Raw genomic sequence first — 26440 nt, 5'->3', positions numbered from 1 at the left:
GGCAAAGTTTCCGTTTTTTTATAAATCACGAGGGGTGAAAACCCTCACCCCTTGGTGTTCAAAATTGGAACTGCACACCGACGCCGGTGTTGTCTTCGGTCACCTTCAGGCCAGCGGCCCAGGACCAGGAGTTGGCATACATGAGGGAGACTTCCCACTCGGTTCTTTCGCTTTGCCGAAAACTGACATCAGCGTCGGAAAAAAGGGTGGACGTCCACTGGAAGCGCTTGTCCAGATCAAGCCGTAGTCGGCCCGTATGATCGACCAGAAGGTTGCTTTCGATCAGCATCGGCAGCAGATAGCCCACACCGGCGACCGCCCGGGTTTTGTCGTGAAAATGGCTGCCGCCGAGGATGAAGTTCAGATAGCGGTCCTGCCAGCGGCGGTAGAGAAGATCGCCTTCCACTTCCGATTGATAGTCCTCGCCGGTTTCCACCCGGGCTTCGAGTTCATTCCAGGTTTGGGTCAGGCGGAATTTGGCCTGGCCGTGGTTGGTTGAGGTTTCCAGCATTCCATAAAAATAGGTGTGATCATGATTGTGGGGGTCGTGCTTCTGATGCCTGGCGACTTCCGGGGACGGGGTGAAACTGGAATATTTCACCACCCGGGCCATGCCGGTTTTCATGTGATAGAGGTTGTGGCAATGCAGCATCCACTCGCCTGGTTCATTGGCGAGAAACTCGATGGTGCGGGTGGTGTGGGGGGAGACGTCGACAGTGTGTTTCCACGGGGAACGATCGCCGAATGGATTAAGCACCCGGAAGAAGTGTCCGTGGAGATGCATGGGGTGATGCATCATGGTTTCGTTGACCATCGTGAAGCGGATGACCTGGCCTTCCTTGATTTCAATGGTGCGGTCTTCGAAGATGGCCTTGCCATTGATGTGCCAGACATAGCGTTCCATATCGCCATCGAGGACGAGCTTGACATCGTGAACGGGGAGATTGCTGGCAAACCGGGTGGGTTCGAGGGCCTGGATGTTGTCGACAGTCAGCGTCTGGAGAATCTCCTTATCGGCGGCGCCGTGGCCGGCATGCTGGGAGTGGTCAGGTTTGTCCTGCGTCGCATGCATGGAGTGATCCTCATGCCCGGTGTGAGAGGAGTCGCTGCCAGTTGCGGCCGACTTTGGTGGGTGCTTGTCATGCTTCGCATCGTGGCCGTTATGCGCGGCGTGCTCATCACCCTGAACGGCCATCTGGCTGCTGTGCCCCGCATGGTCACCGCCATGCTCGGAATGATCCGCATGCCCCGCATGCTCACCTCCATGCCCTCCATGATCCATGGCCTCATACATCGGCGGCATGGGTTTCACCGGCGCCGGCACCTGATCGCCCATTCCAATCCATGCGGATGCAGACCCCGTTCCATCCTGGGCGGTGGCTTTCAATTCATAATTCTTGTGCGCCGGCACTTCAAAGAGCACGTCATAGGTCTCAGCCATGCCGATCAAGATTTCCCGCGTCCAGGTCGGCTTCATATCCACGCCATCCACCGCAACGACCTGCATGGCCCTATCTCCAAGCGCTACGTGAAAGTAGGTGGACGCCGCAGCATTTATAATCCGTATCCGAATTTTCTCCCCCGGATGGGCCACTGCCAGCTGCGCATTCCGCTTCCCGTTGATCAGAAAAGCGTCATACCCGACGTCTGAATAATCCATCCCGCCCATGCGGGTCCATTCGTTCTCCAAATAAATCCCAAGCGCATTTTCCCGCATGGCCCCGATCCAGGAGCGAACGGTTCCCTTCTTATACAGATAGTAGTCACCATCCTTCCGCAGGTTGGCGAGTATCTGCGTGGCATCCTCATCCGACCAGTCACTCAACACGACGATCGCATCCTTGTCGGCCGTTATCCTCGGTTTTTTGGGATGCACGATGAAGGCCCCGTAGATGCCCTTCTGCTCCTGAACATTGGTATGCGTGTGGTACCAATAGGTTCCCGACTGCCTCAACGGGAAGCGATAGGTAAACGACCCGCCACTGGGAATGGGGGGCGTGTTCACATAAGGGACACCATCCATCAAAGGGGGCAGCAGAAGACCATGCCAGTGAATCGAAACCTCCTGACCGGGAATCTGGTTCTTCAGGATGATTTCGGCTACATCGCCTTCCGTAAACTCGAGTGTAGGGGCGGGCAGACTGCCGTTGACCAGCAGCGCAAAATCCACGGATTTCTTACCACTAAGATTGACCGTGCCCTGGGTCGCGACCAGTTCATATCGAACTGTTCGGGCCTTTTCGGCGCCCGTCAGGGTCAACGGCATAGCCAGCAGCGTGAAAATAGTCAATAAGAACAGGCGTTTCATTACAGCTCCTCATAAGGCCGTCCAGTGCTTGGAACCTTATACGGGGGAGCTGACCTGAATGTGACAAACTTTTTTAAGTGGATCTTTTAGCCGACAGAATCCAAAGGCCTGTCCCCGGCATCGAGCTGCCAGGGATACCTATACACAGCGAGAGGATTGTCGTCTGCTTCGGTGACGAGTTCGCCGACGTGTTCGCAGTCTTCCGTAAAAAATTGCGCGACGGATTCCGCCAGCAGGATCTGTCCGGATTCCGCATGTTCCTGCAAAGCCGCAGCCAGATGCACGGTCGAACCCACGGCGGTATACTCCTTACGGCTTTCCGATCCAAAGGAACCCACCACGGCCTCACCCTGCGACAGACCAAGACGCATCGTGATGCTGACGCCAAATTCCTTTTTCCAATCCGCGCTCATGTCCTTCAGAGCCTGCATCATTTCAATTCCACAATGCAGCGCGCGAATGGCCTGTTCCCGGCCGGCGGCCTTGTGGGGCACACCGAAGACCACCATCACGCCATGCCCGGTATACTTATCGAGCATGCCTTCATGATCAAAAACGATCGCCGACATTTTGGAAAAATACTGATTCAAAAGCCGTGTCACCCGCTCCGCCCCAAGTCGGTCACAGATCGGTCCAAAGTCGACCAGATCCGCAAAGAGCACCGTCACCAGCCGCGAATGCGACGACTCATCCAGCGTGGAGCGACCCAGCATGAATTCCTCCACCAGTTTCGGAGGAAACGAACGCTGCAGGGTTTGCGTTTCAAAATCCGCTTCCAGTTTGCGAATGGTGCGGTTCTTGCGATACACCACCACGATACAGATGAGCGCCAGGCTCAAGGAAAGTCCCATGGCCCAGGACGCATAGGTCATAGGCAGGGGTCCATCATCCGTCAGGGGTTCATCATCCCCGGTAAAACCGAGTGAGCGGCGGGCCGAGAGACTGTCCTTTTTCCCCTGCCGATTCCATTCGCTGTCGAGGTAGTAGTATTCGATCTGATAGCGGAACGCCTTGTCAAAACTCTTATTGGCAAAGGATAGCTGCGATAGATTCTTCTTCAGCTCCACCCGCAGATAAAGAGGAGTCGCGGGGATCTCCTCGGCCAGCTCCTCGGCCCTGGTCAGATTGATTTTGGCCTGCTCGTACTTTTTTAACTCGATGGCGGCGGTGCCGGCGGCGATGCTCGCGCTGAGGGTGCCGAGATCATGGCTGCCCTGCAGAAAGGCGATGGCTTCCCGAGCCACGGATTCCGCTTCTTCGTATTTCCGCAGACGATTCAGGGCATGGGCCAGAAGCGCCCGTGAGAGACCGCCGATGGCCGTGTCGTTGATTTCCTGCGCGGCGGCTATGCCGAGTTCAAGATAAGCGATGGCCTTTTGCAATTTGTCGGGAGCGGCTCGACCTTGAAAGACCGAATTGGCCGCATAATTGTAGGTGGTCTGGGCCAGAAGATGACGCCGCCCGTTTTTCTTAAAGGCCAGGGTCGCCTCCTCGAACAGTTCCTCGGAACTCGTCCGGGTGTCAGGGTCTTCCATCAGGATCAAGGCGATCGTCCCGTGAATGGATTCCCGACGGAATTCACTGATGTCTTTATTTTCCTTCAGAATCAGCTTCGCCTGGTTCGCATATTTGCGAGCGGCCGCCCGGCGCCCATGATGGCTGAGGCTATTGGCGATCTGACTCAAACGAATCAGGGCCACGTCCACGGAGGCTGATTTGAAGAGAAAGTTCAAAAGCTTCAATTCCTCGACCAGGAAGGCATCAAATTCATGCGCGAACTTCAGCTGGTTGGCCAGGGATTGAAAGATATCAAACTCCTGCCAGGCCCGAATCTGACGCGACATGGGCAGGGCATCGTCGATTTCCTTTTTGTATCGTGAGGCGGTCACGCTGCGATCCTCGCCGCTCTGGGCACTGGCCAGGAAAACCGTGGCCAGGATCCTGATCCACTGATCCGGGGTCTTGTTGCGATCCATGGTGGCAAAGGTCTGCCGGGCCCACTCATTCACACGTCGGGGATCATCCGCGATTTCATATTCGAGTTCGGCCAGGGTCATATCCGGGCGAAGTTCATCGGCGCTGACCGTGCTGTAGGCTGCCAGGGACAGCAGCAGAAGCATGAAGGGAAACCATAGAATGCGGTGTTGCATAGACCCTCGCTTGACTCTATCGATAGCGACTCGATGTTTTTCGACAAACTCCTTCATTTCCGAAGGATCCTATTTATACGTTTTTGGAAACATATAAAAAAATGTAGTAATAATAAAAAGTTACGTTGTAGTTGGTCAGGGGTTCTGACCTTTTAAACAGGCAAAAGGACTGACTCTGATTCTGAACTTTGACTTTCGCCCAATCTTTCGTACCTTATTTATGTCGGTTCCCGACGCGAAAGGTAGGACGTGAGCTATGGATAAGTTCGGATCGTGGATCGGTTCCGCCAGGCAACTGGCTCAAAATGCCATCAAGGATAAACTGGAACTGGGCTCAGCTCTTTCAGGTCAAATTCTGCTCACCATGCTGCATGACGCGTTTGTGGAGATGCCAGATGCCAAACGGGAGGAACTGTTCAAGGTGATGGAAACGGTCTTTGTCCAGTACAAGACCCAGGGAAAGTTTGACTTCGAAGGGGTCTGGCTTCAAACCATACGCCATCCTTTGGTTCAGGAGCTGGCCGGCAACGTCAGCCGGAGTTTAATCAAAGCCATTATTAGTAAGGCACGCCCGTGATTAGCATCGAAATCTGGTCGGATATTCTCTGTCCCTTTTGCTATATTGGGAAGCATCGCTTTCAAAAGGCGCTGACCGCGTTTCCGCACCGGGACCAGGTGCAGGTGACCTGGCGCAGTTTTGAACTTGATCCCAGCGCTGCGCAGGATTATGGCATCAGCATCCATGAGCTCCTGGCCCGGAAATACGGACGCACGGTGGAGTGGGCCCGGGAAAACAATGCCAACCTTGAAGCGCAGGCCCTGGAACTTGGTCTGACCCTGCATATGGATCGCATTATTCCCACCAATTCGTTTCATGCCCATCGACTCCTGCATCTGGGCAAAAGCCTTGGTCTTGCGGATCAGGTGTATGAAAAATTGTTTGCCGCCTACTTCACGGAAGGTCGTCAAATCGGCAAAATTGAAAGCCTCATCGCGATCGCCGAGGAAGCCGGTCTTGATCGGGAGCAGGCCCGAACCGTACTGGAGTCCACGGACTTTACGGAGGCGGTGAGGCAGGATGAGGATGAGGCCCAGCTCTTTGGTCTGACCGGAGTTCCGGCCTTTGTGATCAATCGCAAGTACCTGGTTTCCGGAGCTCAACCGCCGGAGACCTTCACCCAGGCCTTACAAAAAATTTGGGATGCACCTGCATGACGATTCCATTGATGCTGTCTTTGGCTCTCCTCATCGGTGTGGTTTGCCAGATTATTGCCCGCTTTCTCCAGGTCCCCGGCATCGTCCTTTTTCTTATAGGCGGCATCATCTTTGGCCCCGATGGACTGGGCGTGATCGATCCGGAGAAACTGGGGTCCCGAGTCACAGAACTCATTGGTATGGCTGTGTCGGTGATCCTCTTCGAGGGCGGCATGCTCCTGCGCATGGGGGCGATGAAACGCAATGCCCTCGTGATTCGGCGTTTGATCACTTCGGGCGCTATGCTGACCGCCATCTGTGGAATGCTGGCGGCGCGTGTGATCATGGACTGGAGCTGGACGCTCAGTTTCCTCTTTGGAACCCTGATCATCGTCACCGGCCCCACGGTCGTGACGCCGCTTCTCCATCGGATTGGTATTCGGAAAAATCTTCAAACCATTCTGCAGTCGGAAGGGGTCCTCATCGACCCGATAGGGGCTCTGATCGCTGTCATTGGTTTGGAGGTGGTGATCAGCGGCGCGCCCATGGATGCGGCCATCGGTTTTGCGGACCTGGGTTTTCGTCTGCTCTTTGGAGCGGTGGCGGGAGCCATGGGCGGCATGACCCTGGTTTGGATCCTCCGGCGGCCGCATATCGTGCCGGATGAATATGCCAACGTCCTGACCCTTTCCGCGGCGCTGGTGATTTTTCAGGCCAGCAACGCCGTGTTCCATGAAAGTGGAATCATGACGGTCACCATCGCCGGTATCGTGGTGGGCAACGCCCGGCTGCCGACCCGGCATAAAATGCTGGAATTCAAGGAACAGCTGACGCTCCTTCTGATCGGTCTTCTGTTTGTCGTGCTGACCGCTTCGATACGAATGCGGGACATCATGGAACTCGGCTGGCGCGGATTTTATACCGTTCTCGCCGTTATGTTTATCGTCCGTCCCATCGTGGTGATTTGGAGCACACGCGGCACCACCCTCGGCAAACGCGAGCGCATGTTCATGTCGTTTCTGGCTCCACGGGGGATCGTGGCCGCGGCGGTCGCTTCACTCTTTGCCACGCGTCTCGCGGAAAACGGCTTCAGCGGCGGCAATCAATTGCGGGCTCTGGTCTTTCTGGTCATCGCCACCACCGTGATACTCCAGGGGCTCACGGCCGATGCCGTGGCCGGGTTGCTTGGGGTGCGACGGCCTCGCAACAACGGATATGCGATCCTGGGCGCCAATCGCCTGGCCCGGGCGCTGGCGCAGAAGCTGATGGAAGGCGATCAGGATGTGGTGCTGCTCGATCGGGATGGTCAAAAGTGCAAGGAGGCGCAGCGGGAAGGTTTGCGTATCGTCCATGGCAATATCATGGAAACGTCCGTCCTGAGGCGGGCCCAGGTGGATACGCGGCGGGGCGTGATCGGTTTGGTCAACAACGTGGGCGTGAACCTTGAAGCGCTGCGGAAGGTCCAGCAGATTTCCCGAAACCCACGGCTTTTTCTGACCCAGAAGAGCCGGGACGTGAATCAGGACACCCTGCGCTCGCTCATGGCCGTGGAAACTTTTGGGAATCCGGTGGATACGGTGTACTGGAGTCATCTGCTCGACCGGCAGCAGGTGGAGTGGGTGACCCTGGTGCCCCGACCCGGGACGAGCGGGCAGAATGGAATCCAAAAGGTATGGCAGGATAAGACTTACGCCGTGCTGCCGCTCACAGTGGTCCGTCAGGGACAGGTCATACCTTATGCGGCGGATGTGGATCTGGCGACCTGTTCCGAACTCACCCTGCTTATGCATAGTCTCTCGGCTTTCGACATCCTTCAGGAGATTCTCCAGGAAGGCACCTGGCAAACACAATTACCAACGCCGTAGCTGCCCAGAGTTCGTTCAAGTGTTGTCACAAGTTCTTGCACCCCTTGCGACGCCATTTTTTGCGTGTTTTTGACGCTCATGGAAACGATTGGCTTTTGCTGCGTTTCTCATGAGCCGGACTTATGCGAAGGAATGGTAAGTTAATTTGACATAATACCTCTTGCCAGCATTTAAATTGCATGAGATATATGCGTAGGCTGGATGGACACGGAGCGCCATCATCAATGATTCCCGTAGGTTGCCTGAATATCCAGATTTTTAGGACGGATAAACAGAGCATCCCCGATGAAGGACTATCCTCCATGAAAACTGTTTTGATGTCTTTGGTTCTTGTGATCGCGACCGGCTGTACTACTGTTGGAACCACAAGCCAGGTGGCCAAGGATGATGCCGCCCCAACCGAAACTGGCGACGAAGGTCTTCGTCAAGTCAGACAGCAAGCTTTGCTTGAAGCATTGGACAAGAAATCCGCTCAGTAAAGTAAGCCGTGGTGGTCGACCTCAAGGGGTCGACCGACCTCCCTCTTCCTTTGGAAAATCCCCGAGCGCCTCGTAATGCATCATCATCCTGCGACCTTCCGGTGACTCTTCAAAGAGCACAGAATCCTTCCAGATCATCTCACACAATTCCTTGTGATCCGCATAAAACTCTTTGGAGAACGTGAAGTAGTAGTCGTTCATCTTGAGCGGAACTGCATACTTGCGCACACCCTTGTCCAGCTTGCGATCGATGCGATTGGAAAGCTGGGCCACGCCATCGAGCTGTTTGGCGACGAGCCTTGTGTACATCGCCTCCACGGATTTAAATGTTTCCACGACAGCACCGGCCTGGATGAGTTCCTCGTTAATGGAGTAGCCATCGCTGCTGCCGATCCTAAGACCTTTGAGAGTGGTTAGATTTCTGCCATCCCAGGGCAGGTCCTTATCTGTGCGTCCATAAAGGAAATAACCCGTGCGCTTGAAGGCCCGGTTTGTGTCCGGCGCGCCATCGGCCAGGTGTGGATACACCGCCCAGTCCTCGCGATGGGGGATGTGGCTGATGATGCCATAGGCGTCGACCGTTCCGGACTTCATCAGAATGCGGCAGGCGCTGGGAGGACGCCGCACCAGGTTGAGTTTCAGGCCATGTTTCTGGGTCACATGCCTGATGAAATCGATCAGGATGCCCGGAGACCTGGAGTTCTCCAGACCCGGGGTGTTGTAGAGGGGAAAGGCCTGCTTGTCCTCGAAACACACCCGAATCTCCGCAGGCCGTGATTCAGCGGCTGCGGCCGACATGCTGAAAAAGGCTGACAGGAGGAGGGCGCGCATGGAAGGCTCCTATTTCGCGGGACAGGGTTGATCATATTTCTCATAGATTCCGCAGATCTCACCGGATTTGCGCAGATCACGGATGCAGCCTTCGAGCTGACCGATGAAGACCTTGCGATCCGGAATGCGCGGTGATTTTTTGGAAATCGCGATAAAATAATCAGCCTTCTGGATGTAGTAGTCCAGGAGTTTGATCTTATCGATGAGACCGATCCTTCGCGCCACATAGAGAGTGGTGGAATCCGTGGAGACAAAGATATCGATACGTTTGGCAACGAGTTTCCGGATATTGAATTCCTCCTTGGAACTCTCATCCAGCCTACGGGCCGCCTTTCGCTTGAGGATGTAATCGTAGAATTCCTTGGAATAGCGCAGGCCTATGGTATGGCCCAGGCGGTAGGGTTCAAAATCGGGGATGCCTTTGATCGTAATGTTGCTGTCGGCGCGGATCACCGGGCGATAGCCTGAGGTGTACATAACGTCCTTGCCGAAGTCCACGACCTTTTCCCGCTCTTCCTTATAAGAAAAGATATTGATGTCGACCGTTCCCTGCTCGATGCCGACCTGCATGCGCTCGATGGGCTGGAACTTGAATTCAAACGGTATCTGCAGGCGGGTGAAGCATTGGGTCAGCACTTCCTTCATCATGCCAGGAGGATTATCCGGACGTCCGGCAAAAAAATAAGGCGGCCACTCGGGATCATTAATGATCACGGGCTCCTTGATTCCGCTCGCTGCCGCGGCCAGGCTGGTGAAAGCCATCAGTCCTGTGAAGGCTAGCGCCAGAACCTTCATGGGAAATTCTCCAGTTTTTCGTACTTGCTGATCGCTGCCTGACCGTCGGCGGTCTTGAGGTAGCGGGCCCCTTCCTTCCAGAGCGTATCGGGAAGCGACGGGTATTTTTCCTGGAAGTGCCGCGAGACCTGGATGAAGTAATCCTTGGTCTTGAGTGGCTTGTCATGCTTATGCAACTGGATGCGCTCACTGATGCGGTTGATCTTGTCATTGTTCAGGGCCACGGCATCGATATCGTTCTTCTGCAGGCGGGTGATCATGCCATCGAGCGACTTGAAGGTTTCCACCTTCACACCGGCCGCCTCCAGATCATGAACGATGGAGAAGCCTTCAATGGCTCCCATCCGCTTGCCCTTGAGCAGGGTCAGATTCCTGCCGTCCCAATTGATGTTCTTTTCCTTGGGGGCATACAGATAATAGCTGGTCCTGATCACCGCGCGATCACCATCGGCCACACCGTGTCTCATGGGGAAGTAGCCGATCTTCTCCCGCTCCTCATTGTGGCTCAGCAGCCCGACGACATCGATCTCGCCTTTTTCCAGCAGAACCGAGCAGGCGCTCTGCGAACGACGGACGACCTTGATATCGAGATGCAGTTCGCTGCGCAGGTGGGAAATCAGATCGAAGACGAAGCCAGGATGCGTGGAATCCTCGGTGCCCACTTTGTTGTAGAAGAAGAAGGAGGGTTTGTCGTCAACACACCAGCGCAAGGCCGGATTGGGGCCTGCCATGAGGCTGGAGGAGATCAGGAGTGTACTCAGGGCACATGGGATTTTGAAAAGCATGAGACTGCCTATGATGGAATACGACTTGTTTTGAGATTAACATGAAAGCGGAGGGGGGTGGGGCGGCAGGAATTGCCCTGCCGCTCGATGCTTAAAGGCCTGCGGTTGTGCAGTCGACCTCGGTATACGTGGTTACGCCGTTGAGCTTGGTGTCGTATGAACCCTGGTCGATCACATAGACCCCGTTGACCGAGGGCGTTGTGGATTGGGTTAACGATACATTCTTGAGCTGATAGCATTTATCCGCCGTCAACACATTGGAGTTGGCTCGGAAAAACAGGCGATTGCCCGATGTATAGCTTTTGGTATTGAGAACGTAGTAATACCGGGACGAGTCGGACGACATGGTTTCAATGCCACTCACTTTAACATAGCCGCTTCGCAAGCGATAAAGCTCATCCGAATTGATGGCGGCTGCATAGTCCACGGCATCGATGTCAGCGACCACGCCATTCAACTGGAACAGTTCGGTGGCTGTGGCCGTACCGATCGTTACAGAGGCCGCGTCGACTTCATGGACACGCATGGTGCCGAAGTTTTGGTAAAACTTCGTTGCCGTAAATGAGATCTTATCGCCGATATTTAAATTGGTGGATATGCCGCCATTGGAACCACGTACGTGAAGCAGAGTAGCTGTGCCGTCCAGTTTCTGCACGAAGGCAAACATGGGTCCGGTACTGGCCGATGTTGAATCGACGCCATTGAGTTTGCAGATGGAAGAGGATGGACTGCAGTTCCGAACGGCCGTTACGATTGCATCCGTGACAGCGACATTTGCTGTCAAACTGCAGTATCTGGGCGAGCTGTTCGAGCAGGATTCACTCCTCCGCGACCATGCTTCGTAGTTAATAGCGGCAAGCTGCTCTCTCGTGACGGTATCGTCCTCGGTGTCGTCTTCTTCTATTTCCTCTTCATCGTCATCGTTCGTGGAAGTATAGCTGGCATTCGTCTCACCCGGAGGCAGCATCTCCAACTTCACTTCCTTTTCCTGAACCTGTCCGCAAGCTGCGCCCAGGACAACCAGTGATAAAAAGTAGCCAATGGCTTTCATGATTCACTCCATTCAGTACTTACAGATCCTTACATGCTTTCGGTGCTGTATCCGGTAAACTTTACGAATGCCATGAAAAAAGGGAAAGCCAATGCCTTCCCTTCCCAAAACGTAACATTTACTACCTGTAATACTTAGAAATTCTGCGTGTAGCTCATGATCATACGGCGCCCAAGATAGCTATAGAGCCTATCGTCGTTGGTCGGCACAGGACGATCAAATACGTTCTGGATACCCAGGCCGATTTCTGCGTTCCAGAAGGCTTTGTAGCTCCCGTTCAGGCCCCATTCAGCATAATCCGCGACATCCGCGCCATCGTTCTTCTGTGGACCGATGATATTCAGGCTTGCACCTGCAGAATATGGCTGCTCGTCCCAGCGGAAGTAAGTCTTGTTCCGCCACTTGGGTCTGCTGAACCTGCCAACCTGCTCCTCGAGTGCGGCTCCTGGCCAATCCTTCGATTTGTTGGTCAACATCACAGAATGATCCGTTTTCACACTGAACCTGCCCACATCGGTTTTCATGGAATAGGCGGCCGAATAGTCGATACCGCGCGCTTCCTTGCGGCCCAGATTTTGATTGAGGGCCACGACGCTGACGATCTGCTCGGTCGTTTCATCGCGAGTGATGGTCGCCCATTTGCGGATGTCATAGCCCTGGCCTTCAGCTTCCGTCAACGACGTCAGGTTTTGAAAGCCGATGGTGTTCCGCACGATCAAGGACCAATAGTCCACCGTCAGGCTCAAATTCTGAATGGGTTCATAGCCGATACCAAGGGAGAAGGATTCCGATCCTTCCTCTTCCAGGTCGGGGTTGCCACCCGCCGTGATATAGGTGTTTTTGTTCCCACAATTCGGGTTGCTATTGTCATCAACCGGACAAAGTTTACGGTCACGGTAGCTCGTATACTGCTGATACTTATCGCGATAGAGCTCATCCAGAGTGGGCGCGCGGAAGCCTGTTCCGGCCGAAGCACGGAGCAGAAGATCAGCAAAGGGACGATACTTCAAAGCCACCTTTGGATTGACGGCCGAACCGAAATCGCTGTAGCGATCAAAGCGTGCAGCCAGCTGGGCTTCAAGATCTTTAAGCACAGGGACGCTGGTTTCCACGAAGGCGGAATAGACTTTCCGTGCGCCACCACCGGCATATCCTGTGAAATTGCCACCATTGAAGCTTTGGCCATCGGTTTCCAGACGGTTGACGATGGGATCATTCTTGGCAACAAACGACTCACTCAGGAAGACAACGCCCGCAGCCGCCTGAACGGGACCGGCAGGCAGTTCGAAGACCGGACCGGAAAACTGAGCCGTCGCTTCGCGAGAATAGTTGATGGTGTTCATCCAAGGGGCGATTTCAGCATCATTGAGCGAACCCCGGGCTTCCGGTGTCGTCCCGAACGGATTGTACTTGCCCGTTTCCATCAGCTCGATGGCTGTGCGCTTATTGATGGCGCCGTTCGACTCCACATCCGATTGGAAAGCGCGATCTTCGGTGACATAGACTTCCCATTCCCAGTCCTCGTTCATCGGCAGAGGGCCTCTCAGGCCTATCCCGCCACCGAACACAGTGGACTCCACTTCGCGGACCTCGTTGCCAAGATCGGTAAGTTGGAACTGGAGGGTGACATCGCCGGTCTGATCATCAAATATGGTGGAGTAGGACGTGCCCTCGACCATTTTCTTCGCGGTCGCATTGGTCACAGAGAAGTTGCGCGACGGCGTATAGGGACCCCAGTTATAGACTGAAGTCTTCCGCATGCCCCAAAGCCCACCAAAGAGCTCCAGGTTATCGTTGATCTGATGACGGAAGCTGTTGAGCAAGCTGAATGTCTCAACGGCCGGGATGACCACGGACTCATCCGCGTAGTACGAGACGCAGGATGGACCGCTTCCCGTGTCGAGAAGCTTGTCTTCCGGACAGTCGGGGAAGGGAACCCACTGCCCGCTGCCATTGCGATAGTTCCCGCGGCCCCCGAACGTCCGGGTGCTTTGCCGTTCGATAAGGTCGGGCCTTTGCGTCCAGGACAGCGATTCACGCTGGTTATAGGTCACCATCGTGGTGGTGCTGGTCTTCTCGGATTGAGTCCCCTGAAAGAAGGTGTAGGTCCGGGACTCGCCACCGGGTTCCTCGGGCAGGTTCAATCGAACGCTGAACGCGGAGCCGTCGAAGTCTTTTCTGGTGATGACGTTGATCACACCGCCCAGGGCGTCCGTACCGTAGATGGCGGAAGCTCCGTCGCGGAGAATTTCAATTTTTTCGACCGCAGCAAGAGGGATGAGGTTCAAGTCAACGGCACCGGCGCCAGCGCGTTTGGCAATCCGCTTGCCATTCAGGAGCACCAGGGTACGTGCCACGCCTACACCGCGAAGGTCAACGTTGGCTTCGGCAAAAAAGTTGCCGCCGGATTTCTCGCGCCGTGACCCAAAGGCATTAAAAGTTTGATCCCGCAGCAGATCGCCCACGGATTCCACGCCGGCCTGTGTGATGTCCTCCGCTTCGATCGTCGTGATCGGCGAGGGGCCCTCCACATCAATGCGGCGAATCCTTGAACCCGTAACTTCCATCTTCTCGGGTTTTTTTTCCTTGGCCTCGGCACCTTCCTGAGCGGCATCAGTGGTGTTTTCCTGGGCGATGGACCACGTTGGGGCACACAATGCTCCCAGAAGACTCAAGACAACTAGAGCTTTCATTCAACCTCCCTATGCGCCATTGGGGTAAATTCTACTCTTCTTTTACCAGGATGTCCGTTATTTCATAGAGGGCATGGAGTTGAGGAAACGGCAAAAACAAGGAGAAGGGCGTGTGATGATACGAGCATGAGGAAAAATGGTCTGTGAAATTTGTTTGCGCTCACTTAAGTTCCTCACGATTCCCTCCGAACCGCGACCCATGGACCATCATAGGAACCAAAAGGAAATGATTCGAACCAGCCTGACATTCAGATTGAATGCGACGATCCTCGGTATCGTCCTGGTTATGACGTCGATGATGGTTCTGGCCTCGTCTTACTATCTCTATCAAAGAACGATTCAGGATCTGCAACTCGACGCGGATCAGACGACCAGTCTCGCTCAACTGTCTTTGATTGACCGGCTCTGGGACTTTGATACAGAGGGGGTCAATGACATTGGCCGCTCGCTTCTGCTCGATGAAACGTTCGCCGTGGTCAGCATTCGGGATAAGAGCGGGCACATTCAGCTGAAGTTCCAGGGAAAAGGTTATGAGGGCATCAGCCTCGATCGTTATTCCGAGGACGACTTCTTCCGGGTCTCCCGCAGGATCAGCAAGGGTGCGGATGAGATAGGACAGCTCGATGTTCTGGTCAGCACCCATGTGGCCCAGCAAAGGATCATGAGCAACACCCTGAATATTATCATCGCCAGTATCATATTAAGTATTATCCTCACCGGGTCCATCTCGCTGGCTGCGGATCGGCTGATCAAACGCCCGATCTTCAAACTTCGTAAGGAGACGGATGAGGTGATCAACGGCAACCTCCTGTCGCCGATAGATCTTTCCCGCGATGATGAACTCGGGGCCCTGGCTCGTGACTTTGCCCATATGCGCGATTCGGTTCGCGAAAAAATCGGAATTATTGAGCAGCAAAACTTCAGCCTCGAACAGAAGGTCCAGGATCGGACGGCACAGCTGGAGCAGAAAACCAAAGAGCTGACCGCCGTGTTCAGCAGTCTGCAGGAAGGTATTGTAACCTTCTCGCGTACGCAGAAACTCGACCCGCAGCCGTCGCCCTATTTGCTCGAGATCTTTGGCATCTCCAGCGTCGAAGGTCGCACGCTCGGTGACCTACTGTTTGGTGGCCAAAACTCGGATGCCGCCGCGCAATGCCTCTCGGCCCTGGACGCGATTCTGGGCAGCTCGGACCTGAACTTTGATTTCAACCGCTTTCTTTTGCCCCGCGATCACGCGATTACTGTCGATGGGCGTACAAAAATTCTCGACCTGTCCTGGTCGCCGGTCGTGTCCGATGCCGGCACAGTTGAAAAAATGGTGCTCTGCGTGCGCGATGTCACGGAAATACAAGCGGTTCGTGCCCTGGCCCGCAGCAACCAGGAAACGGTCCGTTGCCTGCAGGAGCTGATGAGCTGCGAAGCGGGGACCTACAACCTCTTCTTTGATGCCCTGCCGGGCCGTATCAGCAATATTCGCGAGCTCATCCTTCTGAACTCGCAGGAATCGGTGCGGGACGCCATGCGCAGCCTGCACACCATCAAAGGCAACTCGCGAACCTTTGGTTTCTCGGCCTTGTCCGACAAGACCCATGAAATCGAAGGTCTTTTGAAAGAGCAGTTGCAGGGAGCCACCACTCTGCCTGATCCGCAGAAGCTCACGAATCAACTCCTGCAACTTCAGGAAATCTATCAGCAGTATCAGAGTGTTCGTTATAAGGTTCTGCGCATTGCTCAGGCCGAGATCAAGATCACCTTCAGCGACCTCGTGGAGGAGTTTGTCAAGGAACTGCAGGGACGGGAGAGTCCAGCGGCCCGCGAACTCAGCCGTCGTCTGAAGGGTGTGTTTGGACAGCAGGACCTGCGTATGGCGCTGGAGAGCATGGCTCAATCCGCTCTGCCGTCCATTGCCCGGGACTGCCTGAAGCCCGCTCCGGTTCTGCGGGTCAAAGGTGACAACGTGTATCTGCCGGCGGATCGCCTGACCCTGCTCAGCGATGTCTTCATGCATCTCTTTAGAAACAGTATGGATCATGGGATTGAGCCCCCATTTGAACGCGATCGCTTGCATAAGAACGCCCAGGGACAGATCGATGTGGCGATTGCGCGTGCGGAAAATTCTGTGGAAATCGTCTATCAGGATGATGGCCACGGGCTCGATATCGCCCGTACGCGTGACGTCATGATCAAACATGGTCTGATCGCGGCAGGGACTCATCCCACGCGGGAGGATCTGCAGAATGCAATCTTTGCGGATGGCTTCAGCACAGCGGAACGGGTGACAGTCGTCTCCGGACGTGGTGTGGGGATGAGCGCGGTCCGCAGCATGATTCAGCATCAGGGCGGAACGATCGACTGTGAAATTCTCGGTGAGGACTTTCTGAAGGCTGGAACTGCAGCGCTGCGCTGGGTTATTCGTCTGCCTCTCGAAAGAACCCGGGAACCCCTGAAATCAGCATCCTGAGAGGTGGTGTATCATGAAACTTCTTAACTTCATTCTCCTTATTGCATTCCTCTGGGGCTGCTCCACCATTCCCGATGAGTCGGATCCCGTCGCCCAGATTCAGCTGGTGGAATCCTTTCCGGAAGAAACAGAGCTGGGCCACGAGGATCTTCCCAAAGCGGAAGCCGTGTGGATGGAAATGATCAGCAAGGCCCGCAGGACGATTGACGTCAGCCACTTTTATGTGCAAAACGCCCCGCATTCCAGCCTGGATCGGGTTCTGAAAGCCATGGAAGCCGCGGCCCACCGTGGCATCAAGGTTCGCTTTCTTCTGGATGAGGCTTTCATCAAACGCTATCCCGACGATATCGGCAAAGCGGTCGAAGGCATCAGGAAATGGACCAATACCGAGCTCCGCATTACGAACCGCTGGTCGAAAACCGGGGGCGTTCAGCACGCGAAATATTTTATTGTCGATGGTCAGGATGCGTTTCTTGGCAGTCAGAATCTGGACTGGAAGGCGCTGGATCATATCAAGGAACTGGGCTACCGTTTCCGTTCGCCGCCTTTGGTCACCAGTCTGATGACTGTTTTCAATGACGACTGGAACAAGGCGTTTAACAAGGAAGCGGTTCAGGAGCTGGACCCCCAATTTTTCCAGCCGGCGGTGTGGAAGGATGCCAACGGGGTCGTCAATACCGTTTCCTTGAAAGTCAGTCCCAATCCGGACAAGAAAAGTTCAACGGTCTGGGACCTGCCGGCGATTCTGCAAATGGTGCGGGAGGCCAAAACCCAGGTGCGTATCGCTGCCATGATCTATCGCCCCAGTTTCCATGATAGACGGTCCTGGTTGGAGCTGGAATCGGTTCTCATCGACGCCGTCACGCGTGGTGTGAAGGTTCAGGTCATGGTCGACAACATCAATAAGCCACGTTTTTTCAAAGGTTTGATTGATGGCGGTGTTCAGGTCGGTTTTGTCAAAATCCCGACCCATAGCTCGGGCGTCATCCCTTACGCGCGCCTGGTTCACGCCAAGTACATGGTCGTCGACGATCGTCTGGCCTGGCTCGGGACGGCCAACCTCGAAGGCGATTACTTCTACAGTTCCCGCAATATCAGTCTGATCCTGGATAGTCCCAAGCTGGCCCAGAACATGGGCCAGGTCTTTGATCGCTACTGGACTTCGCATTATACCGCCATGCTCAAGCCGGATAGCCAAGGGCATTTGAAAGCCCATTGAAGCCGGTTATTTCTTCCGCGGCACCGCTTTCAGCTGCAGGGTAATCGGCAGGTGATCCGATTGCCCGGGAAGCGTGGCCCGTTCCCAGCCTATCGGCAGACCCTTGGCATCCGTTTGAAAATCAAAACCCTGCACCAAAGCCACGGAAGCGGGATCAAGCGTCCACTGCCAGTGTGGATGTTTCCGGCCGTGCTTGGAGACCATGATCGCATCCAAAAAGGACCAGGAATCATCGCGCTTGAAGTAGTGCGTGCCGAGGCAAGTGCGACAGCCTTCCAGGTGCGACACCTGCCAATCCAGGCTGGCCACGGCCCGGTAGAAGCGGGAATCCTCCTTGGCATTGATGTTGAAATCGCCCGCCGCGATCACGACGTGAGCCTGCTCGGCGGCCTTTTGCGCGGCTTTATTCAAAGTCCGCATCGCTTCCAGGCGTTCGATGAAGGGATGATAGGGGGCCGGGAAATGAATGGCGAAGGCCGTGAGGATTTCACCTGAAGCCAGCTTGAAACTGGCCTCCAGGAGATCACGGGAACGCGGGGTTTCCCCGTTTCTGCGGCTTTCCACAAAGTCGATCGCATGCAGTCGTGGTGCGCCCGTGAGTTCCAGGCGGGACAGGATCGCCGTATCAATACCGCGGCGGTCGTTGCCTTCCAGCAGGATGCCAGGCTTATATTTGCAGGCACTCAGAAATTCCGTCCGCAGACGTTCCAGCACCTTGAGATTTTCAATCTCCACCAGGATCAGAACATCAGCGCATTGACCCTTGTTCACACTGGTCAGAATTTTGCCAATGCGCCCGAGCTTGGTTTTAAGTTCTGTCTCCGACCAATCCAGCGTCTCACATTCACGGCTTCTCTGTTTGCTGCCACCGACCTCGGCGCAGCGTTTCTTATGATCCGCGGTTTTTTTTCGGTCCAGCGGCAGGTAAGTCCAGTCATCCTTCCCCTCGTCATGTTCGGTGTCGAAGAGGTTTTCCACGTTATAGGACATCACGAACAGGGGAGCCGGAGGCTCGGGCTCGGGATGTTTGGCTTCCGGGACCGGCTTTGTCCCCATCAGGAAGGGCGCAAACAGGGTCGTGAGAATCAGGCGTCCAACGAAGCGAGGCGATGCTTTCTGGGAGTCCATGGGTCGTCCTATGTCCGGGTTCAAACGTTAGGGCCACTATACAACTGCAGCCCGCACTTGTCTTGAATTTCCACCTTTGCTTGAAATGAATGGCGAAGGCTGGCATCATTTCTATGAAACTTAACGCAGCTTTTTATGTTCCCAAGTGCGGCTAACCGGACGAGGCAATGCTATGGTGGTTAGGCAGAAACTGCGTTTTCAACAGGGCGACATGATCTGTGCCGAAGGAAGCCACGGGGACTGCGCTTATATCGTTGAAAGCGGACGGGTGGAAATCTTTGTCGGTACGGGGCCCGAGCGGGTGACGCTCAGCATCCTCGGAGTCGGCGAAATATTTGGTGAAATGGCCGTGATCGATGGCTCGCCGCGCTCGGCCTCGGCGATCGCGCTGGATCCCTGTGAGCTGATGTCGGTCTCCAGTGAAGCGATTTCGGAACGCATCAAGAACGCCGATCCGATCGTCCGCCTGCTGGTGGCCATGCTGCTGAAACGGATGCGGCATACCAATGAAAGCACCAAGAAAGTCAGGCACGAGGAGGAGGAGGAAACGACGGTTTCCAGCTCCGGCCTGGCTCAGGAAGTCATCGACAAGATCCGCATCGAAGCCGAGCTGAAACTCGCCCTCGGCGCCAATGAATTCGCCTTGCATTTTCAGCCGGTCATGGACCTGCAGAGGATGCAGATCGCCGGTTTCGAGGCCCTGATCCGCTGGCATAGCAGCAACCGTGGGCTCGTGCAGCCCGATATCTTCATGGGCATCGCCGAGGAAACCTCACTCATCGTTCCCATCGGACGCTGGGTCCTGGAAAATGCCTGCGCCGCTCATACCCGAATTATCCAGGAAATGAAAACGCAGGGGCTGAGCGAGCCCCTGTTCATGAGCATCAATATTTCCAGCCGCCAGTTTCATGATCCCCAGTTTTTTGATCATCTGACCGAGGTCGTCAAGAAAAATGGACTGCGGAACGATCAGATCAAACTGGAAGTCACGGAACGGATCTTTATGGAAGGTCCGGCTGCCATCTATGCCATCGAACGCTGCCGCAGTCTGGGTTTCCCCATCGCGCTCGATGACTTTGGAACCGGTTATTCCAGTTTGAGTTACCTGGCCAAGTTCCAGGTCGATGCCTTGAAAGTGGACAAGGCCTTTGTGCAGCTCCTGCTCGAAGACCCAAGGACCTACACCATCACCGCAGCGATCGTGGACATGGCCAATCAGCTCGGCATTCCCATTATTGCGGAAGGTGTGGAAACCGAGCCCGAATGCGCTGCGCTGCAGGCCATGAATTGCCGTTATGGGCAGGGCTTTCTTTTCAGCCCTGCCTTGCCGCTGCCCGAGGCCTTGAAGTTCATTCGTGCGAAAAAAGCCCTGGGTGCGGCCAGCTGATTATGGTGTGGCGGTTTCGAGGCTGCCTTTCAACTGCGTAAGCAGAGTCAGGCAGTCCATGGTTTCGGCCCGGATGAACTCGGGAATGCGACCGGCACTCAAATGAGTTTCAAAATCATTCAGCGACTGTGTCGTCAGATTCAGCGCTTCAGTTGGTTTGCCAAGGACCATGAGATTGCGGACCTTGTGACTAAAATTTTCACAGTAAAGGTTGCCGGGAAGGGACCCATCGGCTGCAATCGCTTGATCGATCAGAACCAGGGCTTCCTCCGGATTATAAAGTCCACCCGGCACCTCCTGAGCGGCGGGATTATACTTCACCGCCGCAGCCACCCGGTAAAGGCCACCGGCCTCATACGTGGTTCCACCTTCGATCTGCAGACCGGTCTGAATCGCACTCAAAAGCTGCGGAACAATCTGGACCTTTCCCTCCAAAGTCGAGACCTGAGCGTCATAGGCTAGACACGCCGAGCGGAAGTAATAATAAACCGGTGATGCAAAACCGAGCACGCTGGGGCTTACCGTTTCCGCCGCTTGCGACCAGCAGCTGGAAAACACGATTTTACGCGCCGCGCGGCCTTCCTCGGTCTCCAGGCTGTGGTAATGCGTGCCCTCAAACATGTAGGTTCGGAGATAACCCTCGGCTGCTCTGAGTTTGTCCTCGTCCGTGGACGCTGTATCCAGTATGCTTTTGTAAGCGGCTCTTGCGTCGAGCGTGGCCTGAAGACTCACATCGCGCTGAGAGAATTTTGCGTCAGCTTCCGAGAAGTCGGCGCCAAAAGCTTGCAAAGTGCTGAAAAACAAGGCTCCTGCCAGTAATTGCTTATCCATCATGGATAAACCTCCTCATAAAAGTTAAGGAAAACATGTGATGAAGAGACAAGAAAGTAATATGCGGTGGATCGAAAAGTCAAGGCAGGCCGCGGATCAAAGTCCCATATTGACGCTTGTTAAAGACCTCCCTATGAAGTAAATAAGAAGAGACAACAAAGACTCTTCTTCAACCCCCATTGTCAGTTCAGGCATGAAAAAACCATCGTATTATCAAATCTTCCTTGCGGATTTTCTGCTTTTCGCGGTGCTCTTTGTCCTGCATCGAGCCTTCACCTTTGCCGCGCTCAATGCCGACGTTTTAACCGGAGCACGGCAATGGTCCGGCTTCTTCGTGGGCCTTTTGAGTGACCTTTGGATGGCCGGCCTTCTGGCCCTTTTGAGCGCGGGCTGGCACCGCCTGCTCTGGCAGAAATTGCGAGCGTCCCGCGCCTGGCAGCTGCGGGCTCTTCTTTTCATCGTGGTGGCGGTCCTGCTGACGTCCCATCAAACGTATGTGGAATTCTTTGGCTTCACCATGATGGCCTTTCATTTGCGTTATCTTTATGATTCCGCCTTTATCCTTGCCAATGGTCAGTCCATGCTGGGCTGGCCGCTGGCGGCTTATCTTGCCATGGCCAGTGTGATCCTGCTTTTGCAGTCGAGACTGGGGCAGAGACCAAAGCCCCGCCATGGCGGAAAAATATTTGTCACCGTGCTCCTCGTTCTGGTCTTTCTCCATAACCGCAATATCCATTGGCGCGTGCAGTGGTTCATTCCCGAAAATCTGCAGATGAATGTTCTGGAAAAACTTTACAGTCAGCTCATCCGCGCCAAGGCCATTGAACCGGTCAGCGCCGCGGAACGGGAACGTCTGCTCACGCTTCTGCAGCTGCCGCCAACAGCCAAGGATTTTCCTGAGCTTTTGCGGGAAGTGAAGGAGCATCCTGCCGGATCCGTGCATCCGATCAGTATGAAATTGAAGGACCAATGGCAGAATGCGGTGCATGCTCGACGCAAACCGATTCTTGCGGTCATGCTGCTGGAATCGCTCCGCCCGGCTGAGACCGGTTACTTCGCGCCCGAGGCTCCGAGTCTGACCCCGCATCTGGATCGCCTGGCGGCCTCGTCCATTGTTTTCATGAACGCCTGGTCCACGGGATCGGTGACGCGTGGTGGACAGGAAGCGGTTTTCTGTGGGCACATCAGCAGTCGGGATACCTCCCTGATGCGTTACGATGCAGTGGCTCCGATCCGCTGCCTCTCGGATGCCTTGCAAAAGCCTTTGCCGGGCGGGGCCAGGGTGGAGAGCTTCTGGTATCACGGTGGCAACGGTCTCTTTGATAATCAGGTGAGCTTTTGGCGCAAGCACGGCGTGCAGCAGCTGCTGACACAGGATCATTTCCCGGCTCAGAGTCCCCGGACCAGCTGGGGTGTCGGTGACATCAGCTTTCTGCGGCGCAGCGCCATGGAACTGAAAAAACGCCAGCAGGAATCCCAAGCGGACGCCATTGCCGGGATGCTCCTGACCGTGACCAATCATATACCCTGGGATATGCCGCAGGATATCGTGCCCTATGCTCTGCCGGAGCAGGTTCAGCACCCCAGCTATCGCACAACCGCCTATACCGATCACGCCATTGGTCTTTTTGTGGAACGGATGCGTGAATTGGGCCTTTGGGACGACATGATCCTGATTCTGGCCACCGATCATGGCAACCAGGTTCCGCCCTATCATACTATTTATCGTGATCAAGGCACGGCCGCGGCCCGTCTGCAGTCCCATATGAATCTCATCATCACGGGTGGCCTCGCGGAAAAGGCTCTGCAGGATCTGCAGCTGCCGCATCTGAAGCTTGAGACGCTCGTCAGCCAGGTCGATATCTCGCGATTCCTTGCCGAAACCATGGGCCTCGACGATTTCCCGAGCATGGGCGAAAACCCGTTTTACAGCGCACGCCGTTTGCCTGTGCTGTCGCGCCTCGAGCAGCACCTCTTTGATCCCGCCACGCAAAACCTTTGGAATCCTGGCGCCTGGCAGTCGAGACCGCCCGACGGTGAAGCCGAACAGAATATTTTGTTCTACCGCGCCTACATCGATTACATCAGCACACGCTAGAGTCAGGGGCCCTCACGACGTGGGGAAACTGGCCAGGGGCAAGGGGAGTGGCAAGACCTCTCCTCCCATGCTAAGCTCGGGGCTTAACGCAAGGGAGGACACTTATGAGTCAGACAGTTTGCATCACGGGTGCCGCTCGCGGGCTGGGCCTTGGTTACACGGAACATTATTTGAAAGCCGGATGGCAGGTTCTGGCTGTGGCACGCAAGGCCAAAGAGAAGGACAGTCTGAAAAAATTAACTCAGACGTATAGGGATCAGCTTGAGGTTTTCGATGCGGACGTCACCCAGTATGAGTCCCTGCTGCCGCTGAGGAAACGCTGGGAGGCAGGCTCCCTTGATCTTCTGATAAATAACGCAGGCGTTCTGCTCGACCGGCATATGGATTTTGAAAAGCTGCCGCTTGAAATTTTGCGTCAGTCCTTTGAAGTGAATGTCATCGCCCCCGTGGCTCTGACCCAGATGGCTTTGCCGGCTCTGCAAAAATCAACGAAGCCCATCGTGGCCATGATGTCGAGCCTGATGGCCTCCATCACCGATAATGCTTCGGGTGGTTACTATGGATATCGCAGTTCCAAAACAGCCTTGAACATGATCACACGTTCCCTGGCCACCGATTATCCGTGGCTGATCGCTGTCGCCCTGCATCCAGGCTGGGTGCAGACGGAAATGGGCGGCTCGCAGGCGCCGACGGCCGTGGAGGAATCCATCAGCGGTTTGACCCGCGTGATCGCCGGTCTCAGGAGCGAGGATTCAGGACAGTTCCGCAATTTCAAAGGTCAGACGCTGCCCTGGTGATCAGGGCCGTACCGTCCGGTTCATTATTTGTGCTTGAAGGTATAAACGCCGTCCCAGTTATCAACAGGTGGCTGCTCGCAGTATTGCGTGCAGCGTTCCACATAAAGTGCAGAAGCCTTATCGCCTGGGCGTTGCAGAAGGCAGGCGTTGAACAGCCTGATCGCGTCCTCCCAGCGTTTCTCCCGATAGGCTTGGCGTGCGGCGTGAAAGGTTTCGATGAAATTCTGCAGATCCGGCAGCGAACGGAAATTTTCGGGCCGCACCAGCTCAAAGACATGCACGGGCTCCAGCTTGCCCTTCACTCGAATATGATCGAGATCGCGCGTGAAGAATCGTCCGGGTGTCAGCTGCTTTTGCGTGAATTCGCTGATCAGGATCTGAACGCCGTATTCCTTGGTCAAACCCTCCAAACGTGAACCGAGATTCACGGCATCGCCCATGACCGTATAGGTGAAACGTTCCGTCGAACCCATGTTGCCGACTGACATCGGTCCGGTATTCAGGCCGATCCCGATATCAATGGGCGGAAATTGTTTTTCCTTGAAGGTCTGTCTGACCTGATCCAGGGCGCGCAGCATATCGAGGGCGACCTGCGCGGCGCAGTCCGCATGCTGGGGCAGTGCGACGGGTGCCCCCCAGAAGGCCATGATCGCATCGCCGATATACTTATCGAGAACACCGCCGCTGCGTAAAATGAGTGACGTCATGGGCGTGAAGTACTCGTTCATCAGCTCACAGAGTTTTTCCGGCGAGAGCGATTCCGAGATCGTCGTGAACCCACGCACATCCGAGAAGAGCACCGTCAAGTCCCGGCGCACACCACCAAGCTGCATCTTTTCGGGATGCTCCAGCATCTGATTGATAACCTCGGGGCTCAGGTAATGCTGGAAAGCGCCCTTCAGTTTTTTGCGTTCGAGTTCCTCGGTCATGTACTTATAAATGGTCGTGATGAAACCCATGGCAATAATTTCGAGGCAGGGCACGGCAATAAAGGTCCAGATGCCACGCCCAAACCAGAAGTGCTTATCCACATAGTAATAGCCCACCACAAACAGCAGGACGGCTATGCCGGACATCAACGCGTGGGAGAAGATCATCAAGGGCGCAAAGACCAGGCCGACCACGAGGATAATCAGGAGTTCGGTTTTATAGATGGACACCGGTCGGCGCATGAAATTGCCCTGGATGATGTTATCGATGGCTGCCGCATGGTTTTCCACGCCATCAATCGCAGGATCAAAAGCATTCGGCCGAATATCATTGGTGCCGGCCGCGGTCCCGCCCAGGAGCAGGATGGAGCCCTGAAGCGCGTTCTTTTCCTCTTCGCTGAAGGTATTGTTATAGGCATCAACCAGGCTGAAATGTTTAAAGGAACCGCCGGGACCCAGGGGGTTGATCAGCATGCGACCGGCGCCACGGATGTCGATGGGAATATCAAGCACATCTTCGGGATTGTCGCGGCTCACAAGGGCGAGCGTGTCGATCCCAAAGGGATCAAAGACCGCGAAAATTTCCCGATTCATATACTCTGCGGCGGTCTTTAAGACCAGTGAAGGCATCAGCTGGCCATCCACATTCGCTACCAGGGTCACCCAACGATTGATGGCGTCACTGTCATTATCATTGCTGAAAAAGGCGAAATGCTGCCCGGCTGCCGTGATGTCCGGCGTATTGGAGATGAGACCATAGGCACGGCTCAGTTCAGGATAGTCATGCAGCACGCGGCCCTGAGGAAGATCAGCCATGATCTGTGAGGCGTCCACCATCGGCTGAAGCTGCGGAAAGGGGCTCTTTCCAGGTTTGCGGTTCAGCTCGGCCTCATGGGGATGGCCAAAGTAAAGATAGCCGAGTGTTATGCGCTGAAAGTCCGCGATGGCCTGCTGAAAGGAACGATCGGCCGGACTTTGGCTTTGCATAGCTGCATAGCGCTGCAGAGTCTTTTTAACATTAGCCGGTCGCTGATCGTTGCCCAGAGATTGGAACAGCGGCTGAAAATCCTCATGGGCCGTTCGTTCCGGTTCAGAAAAAATGGCATCGAATCCAATCCAGCGAACGCCCAGGTTTTTGAGATTTTCGAAGGCCTGGGCATAGTAGCGACGTGAGAAAGGCCAGCGACCAAATTCAGCGATCGATCGCTCATCAATCGCCAGGATACCCACATGGCCGGAACCCTTTATGGGTCCCCGCATTTTCAGACGGTAATCGAGCAGTTTGGCTTCAATGCGATAGATCAGATCCGCTTCCGTTTTGGTAAAACGAAAGGAGCGGTAGTGCTGAAACATTGCGTAATAACTGCCCGCAATGACGAGCAGACAGATGGTCACGAGGCCGAGTTTATGCCGGAGCGAGGTTTTTTCCAGCATGGTGA

19 protein-coding genes are annotated in these 26440 nt (G+C 55.0%); 9 read left to right on the top strand and 10 right to left on the bottom strand.

Annotated elements, in window-relative coordinates:
• Positions 1-58 precede the first annotated feature (58 nt).
• Together OLTU_RS19445 and OLTU_RS19440 are read right to left on the bottom strand one after the other, a co-directional pair.
• Positions 59-2308 (bottom strand): multicopper oxidase domain-containing protein, encoded by a 2250-nt coding sequence (locus OLTU_RS19445; RefSeq protein ID WP_141734427.1) that lies wholly within the window; start codon positions 2306-2308, stop codon positions 59-61.
• Between the two features lie 86 nt (positions 2309-2394).
• Entirely contained in the window at positions 2395-4458 is a 2064-nt protein-coding gene (locus tag OLTU_RS19440; RefSeq protein ID WP_176736775.1) for an adenylate/guanylate cyclase domain-containing protein, read from the bottom strand.
• 256 nt (positions 4459-4714) lie between these two features.
• Here OLTU_RS19440 and OLTU_RS19435 point away from each other — a divergent pair, with 256 nt between their 5' ends.
• The 4 genes from OLTU_RS19435 (at position 4715) to OLTU_RS31990 (ending at position 7996) form a co-directional block, all read left to right on the top strand.
• On the top strand, positions 4715-5035 hold the full coding sequence (locus OLTU_RS19435) for a hypothetical protein (protein ID WP_141734425.1): 321 nt from the start codon (positions 4715-4717) through the stop codon (positions 5033-5035).
• Positions 5032-5673 (top strand): DsbA family oxidoreductase, encoded by a 642-nt coding sequence (locus tag OLTU_RS19430; RefSeq protein WP_141734424.1) that lies wholly within the window; start codon positions 5032-5034, stop codon positions 5671-5673. The genes OLTU_RS19435 and OLTU_RS19430 overlap by 4 nt, the downstream gene beginning before the upstream one ends.
• Positions 5670-7517, top strand: coding sequence for a cation:proton antiporter (locus tag OLTU_RS19425; RefSeq protein WP_141734423.1), 1848 nt, complete (start codon positions 5670-5672; stop codon positions 7515-7517). Before OLTU_RS19430 ends, OLTU_RS19425 begins: the two co-directional genes overlap by 4 nt.
• A gap of 302 nt (positions 7518-7819) precedes the next feature.
• On the top strand, positions 7820-7996 hold the full coding sequence (locus tag OLTU_RS31990; protein WP_176736774.1) for a hypothetical protein: 177 nt from the start codon (positions 7820-7822) through the stop codon (positions 7994-7996).
• A 21-nt stretch (positions 7997-8017) separates the two neighbouring features.
• Here OLTU_RS31990 and OLTU_RS19420 read toward each other — a convergent pair whose 3' ends face one another.
• From OLTU_RS19420 to OLTU_RS19400, 5 genes are all read right to left on the bottom strand, one after another.
• Positions 8018-8827, bottom strand: a complete 810-nt coding sequence (locus tag OLTU_RS19420) for a substrate-binding periplasmic protein (RefSeq protein ID WP_141734422.1) — start codon at positions 8825-8827, stop codon at positions 8018-8020.
• 9 nt (positions 8828-8836) lie between these two features.
• Positions 8837-9622, bottom strand: a complete 786-nt coding sequence (locus OLTU_RS19415; RefSeq protein ID WP_141734421.1) for a substrate-binding periplasmic protein — start codon at positions 9620-9622, stop codon at positions 8837-8839.
• Complete coding sequence (locus OLTU_RS19410; RefSeq protein WP_218110138.1) at positions 9619-10353, bottom strand: substrate-binding periplasmic protein; 735 nt, start codon at positions 10351-10353, stop codon at positions 9619-9621. The genes OLTU_RS19415 and OLTU_RS19410 overlap by 4 nt, the downstream gene beginning before the upstream one ends.
• Before the next feature lie 145 nt (positions 10354-10498).
• Positions 10499-11458, bottom strand: coding sequence for a hypothetical protein (locus OLTU_RS19405; RefSeq protein WP_141734419.1), 960 nt, complete (start codon positions 11456-11458; stop codon positions 10499-10501).
• Positions 11459-11592: 134 nt separating this feature from the next.
• The gene (locus OLTU_RS19400; protein WP_141734418.1) at positions 11593-14151 is read right to left on the bottom strand and encodes a TonB-dependent receptor domain-containing protein; all 2559 of its coding nucleotides are present in this window, start codon (positions 14149-14151) and stop codon (positions 11593-11595) included.
• 253 nt (positions 14152-14404) lie between these two features.
• Here OLTU_RS19400 and OLTU_RS19395 point away from each other — a divergent pair, with 253 nt between their 5' ends.
• Both OLTU_RS19395 and OLTU_RS19390 read left to right on the top strand, forming a co-directional pair.
• On the top strand, positions 14405-16612 hold the full coding sequence (locus OLTU_RS19395; RefSeq protein WP_218110137.1) for an Hpt domain-containing protein: 2208 nt from the start codon (positions 14405-14407) through the stop codon (positions 16610-16612).
• Positions 16613-16625: 13 nt separating this feature from the next.
• Positions 16626-17831, top strand: a complete 1206-nt coding sequence (locus OLTU_RS19390; protein ID WP_141734416.1) for a phospholipase D-like domain-containing protein — start codon at positions 16626-16628, stop codon at positions 17829-17831.
• Between the two features lie 6 nt (positions 17832-17837).
• On the opposite strand, the gene OLTU_RS19385 is transcribed toward OLTU_RS19390, so the two are convergent.
• Entirely contained in the window at positions 17838-18959 is a 1122-nt protein-coding gene (locus OLTU_RS19385; RefSeq protein WP_141734415.1) for an endonuclease/exonuclease/phosphatase family protein, read from the bottom strand.
• Between the two features lie 172 nt (positions 18960-19131).
• Between OLTU_RS19385 and OLTU_RS19380 the strand changes: the two genes are divergently transcribed.
• Positions 19132-20346, top strand: coding sequence for an EAL domain-containing protein (locus OLTU_RS19380; RefSeq protein ID WP_141734414.1), 1215 nt, complete (start codon positions 19132-19134; stop codon positions 20344-20346).
• On the opposite strand, the gene OLTU_RS19375 is transcribed toward OLTU_RS19380, so the two are convergent.
• Positions 20347-21180 carry a hypothetical protein gene (locus OLTU_RS19375; protein WP_141734413.1) on the bottom strand — a complete coding sequence of 278 codons (834 nt, stop codon included), beginning with the start codon at positions 21178-21180 and terminating at the stop codon, positions 20347-20349.
• 190 nt (positions 21181-21370) lie between these two features.
• On the opposite strand from OLTU_RS19375, the gene OLTU_RS19370 reads away from it, so the two are divergent.
• Complete coding sequence (locus OLTU_RS19370) at positions 21371-23275, top strand: LTA synthase family protein (RefSeq protein WP_141734412.1); 1905 nt, start codon at positions 21371-21373, stop codon at positions 23273-23275.
• A gap of 104 nt (positions 23276-23379) precedes the next feature.
• Entirely contained in the window at positions 23380-24072 is a 693-nt protein-coding gene (locus tag OLTU_RS19365; protein WP_141734411.1) for an SDR family oxidoreductase, read from the top strand.
• 23 nt (positions 24073-24095) lie between these two features.
• Here OLTU_RS19365 and OLTU_RS19360 read toward each other — a convergent pair whose 3' ends face one another.
• A complete protein-coding gene (locus tag OLTU_RS19360; RefSeq protein ID WP_141734410.1) occupies positions 24096-26435 on the bottom strand; it encodes an adenylate/guanylate cyclase domain-containing protein in 2340 nt (779 codons plus the stop codon).
• Positions 26436-26440 lie beyond the last annotated feature (5 nt).

The sequence above is a fragment of the Oligoflexus tunisiensis genome, assembly GCF_001748245.1.
Classification (GTDB): domain Bacteria; phylum Bdellovibrionota_B; class Oligoflexia; order Oligoflexales; family Oligoflexaceae; genus Oligoflexus; species Oligoflexus tunisiensis.
Note: the sequence above shows the minus strand (reverse complement) of the source record. Positions and strands in the feature narration are given on the sequence as shown.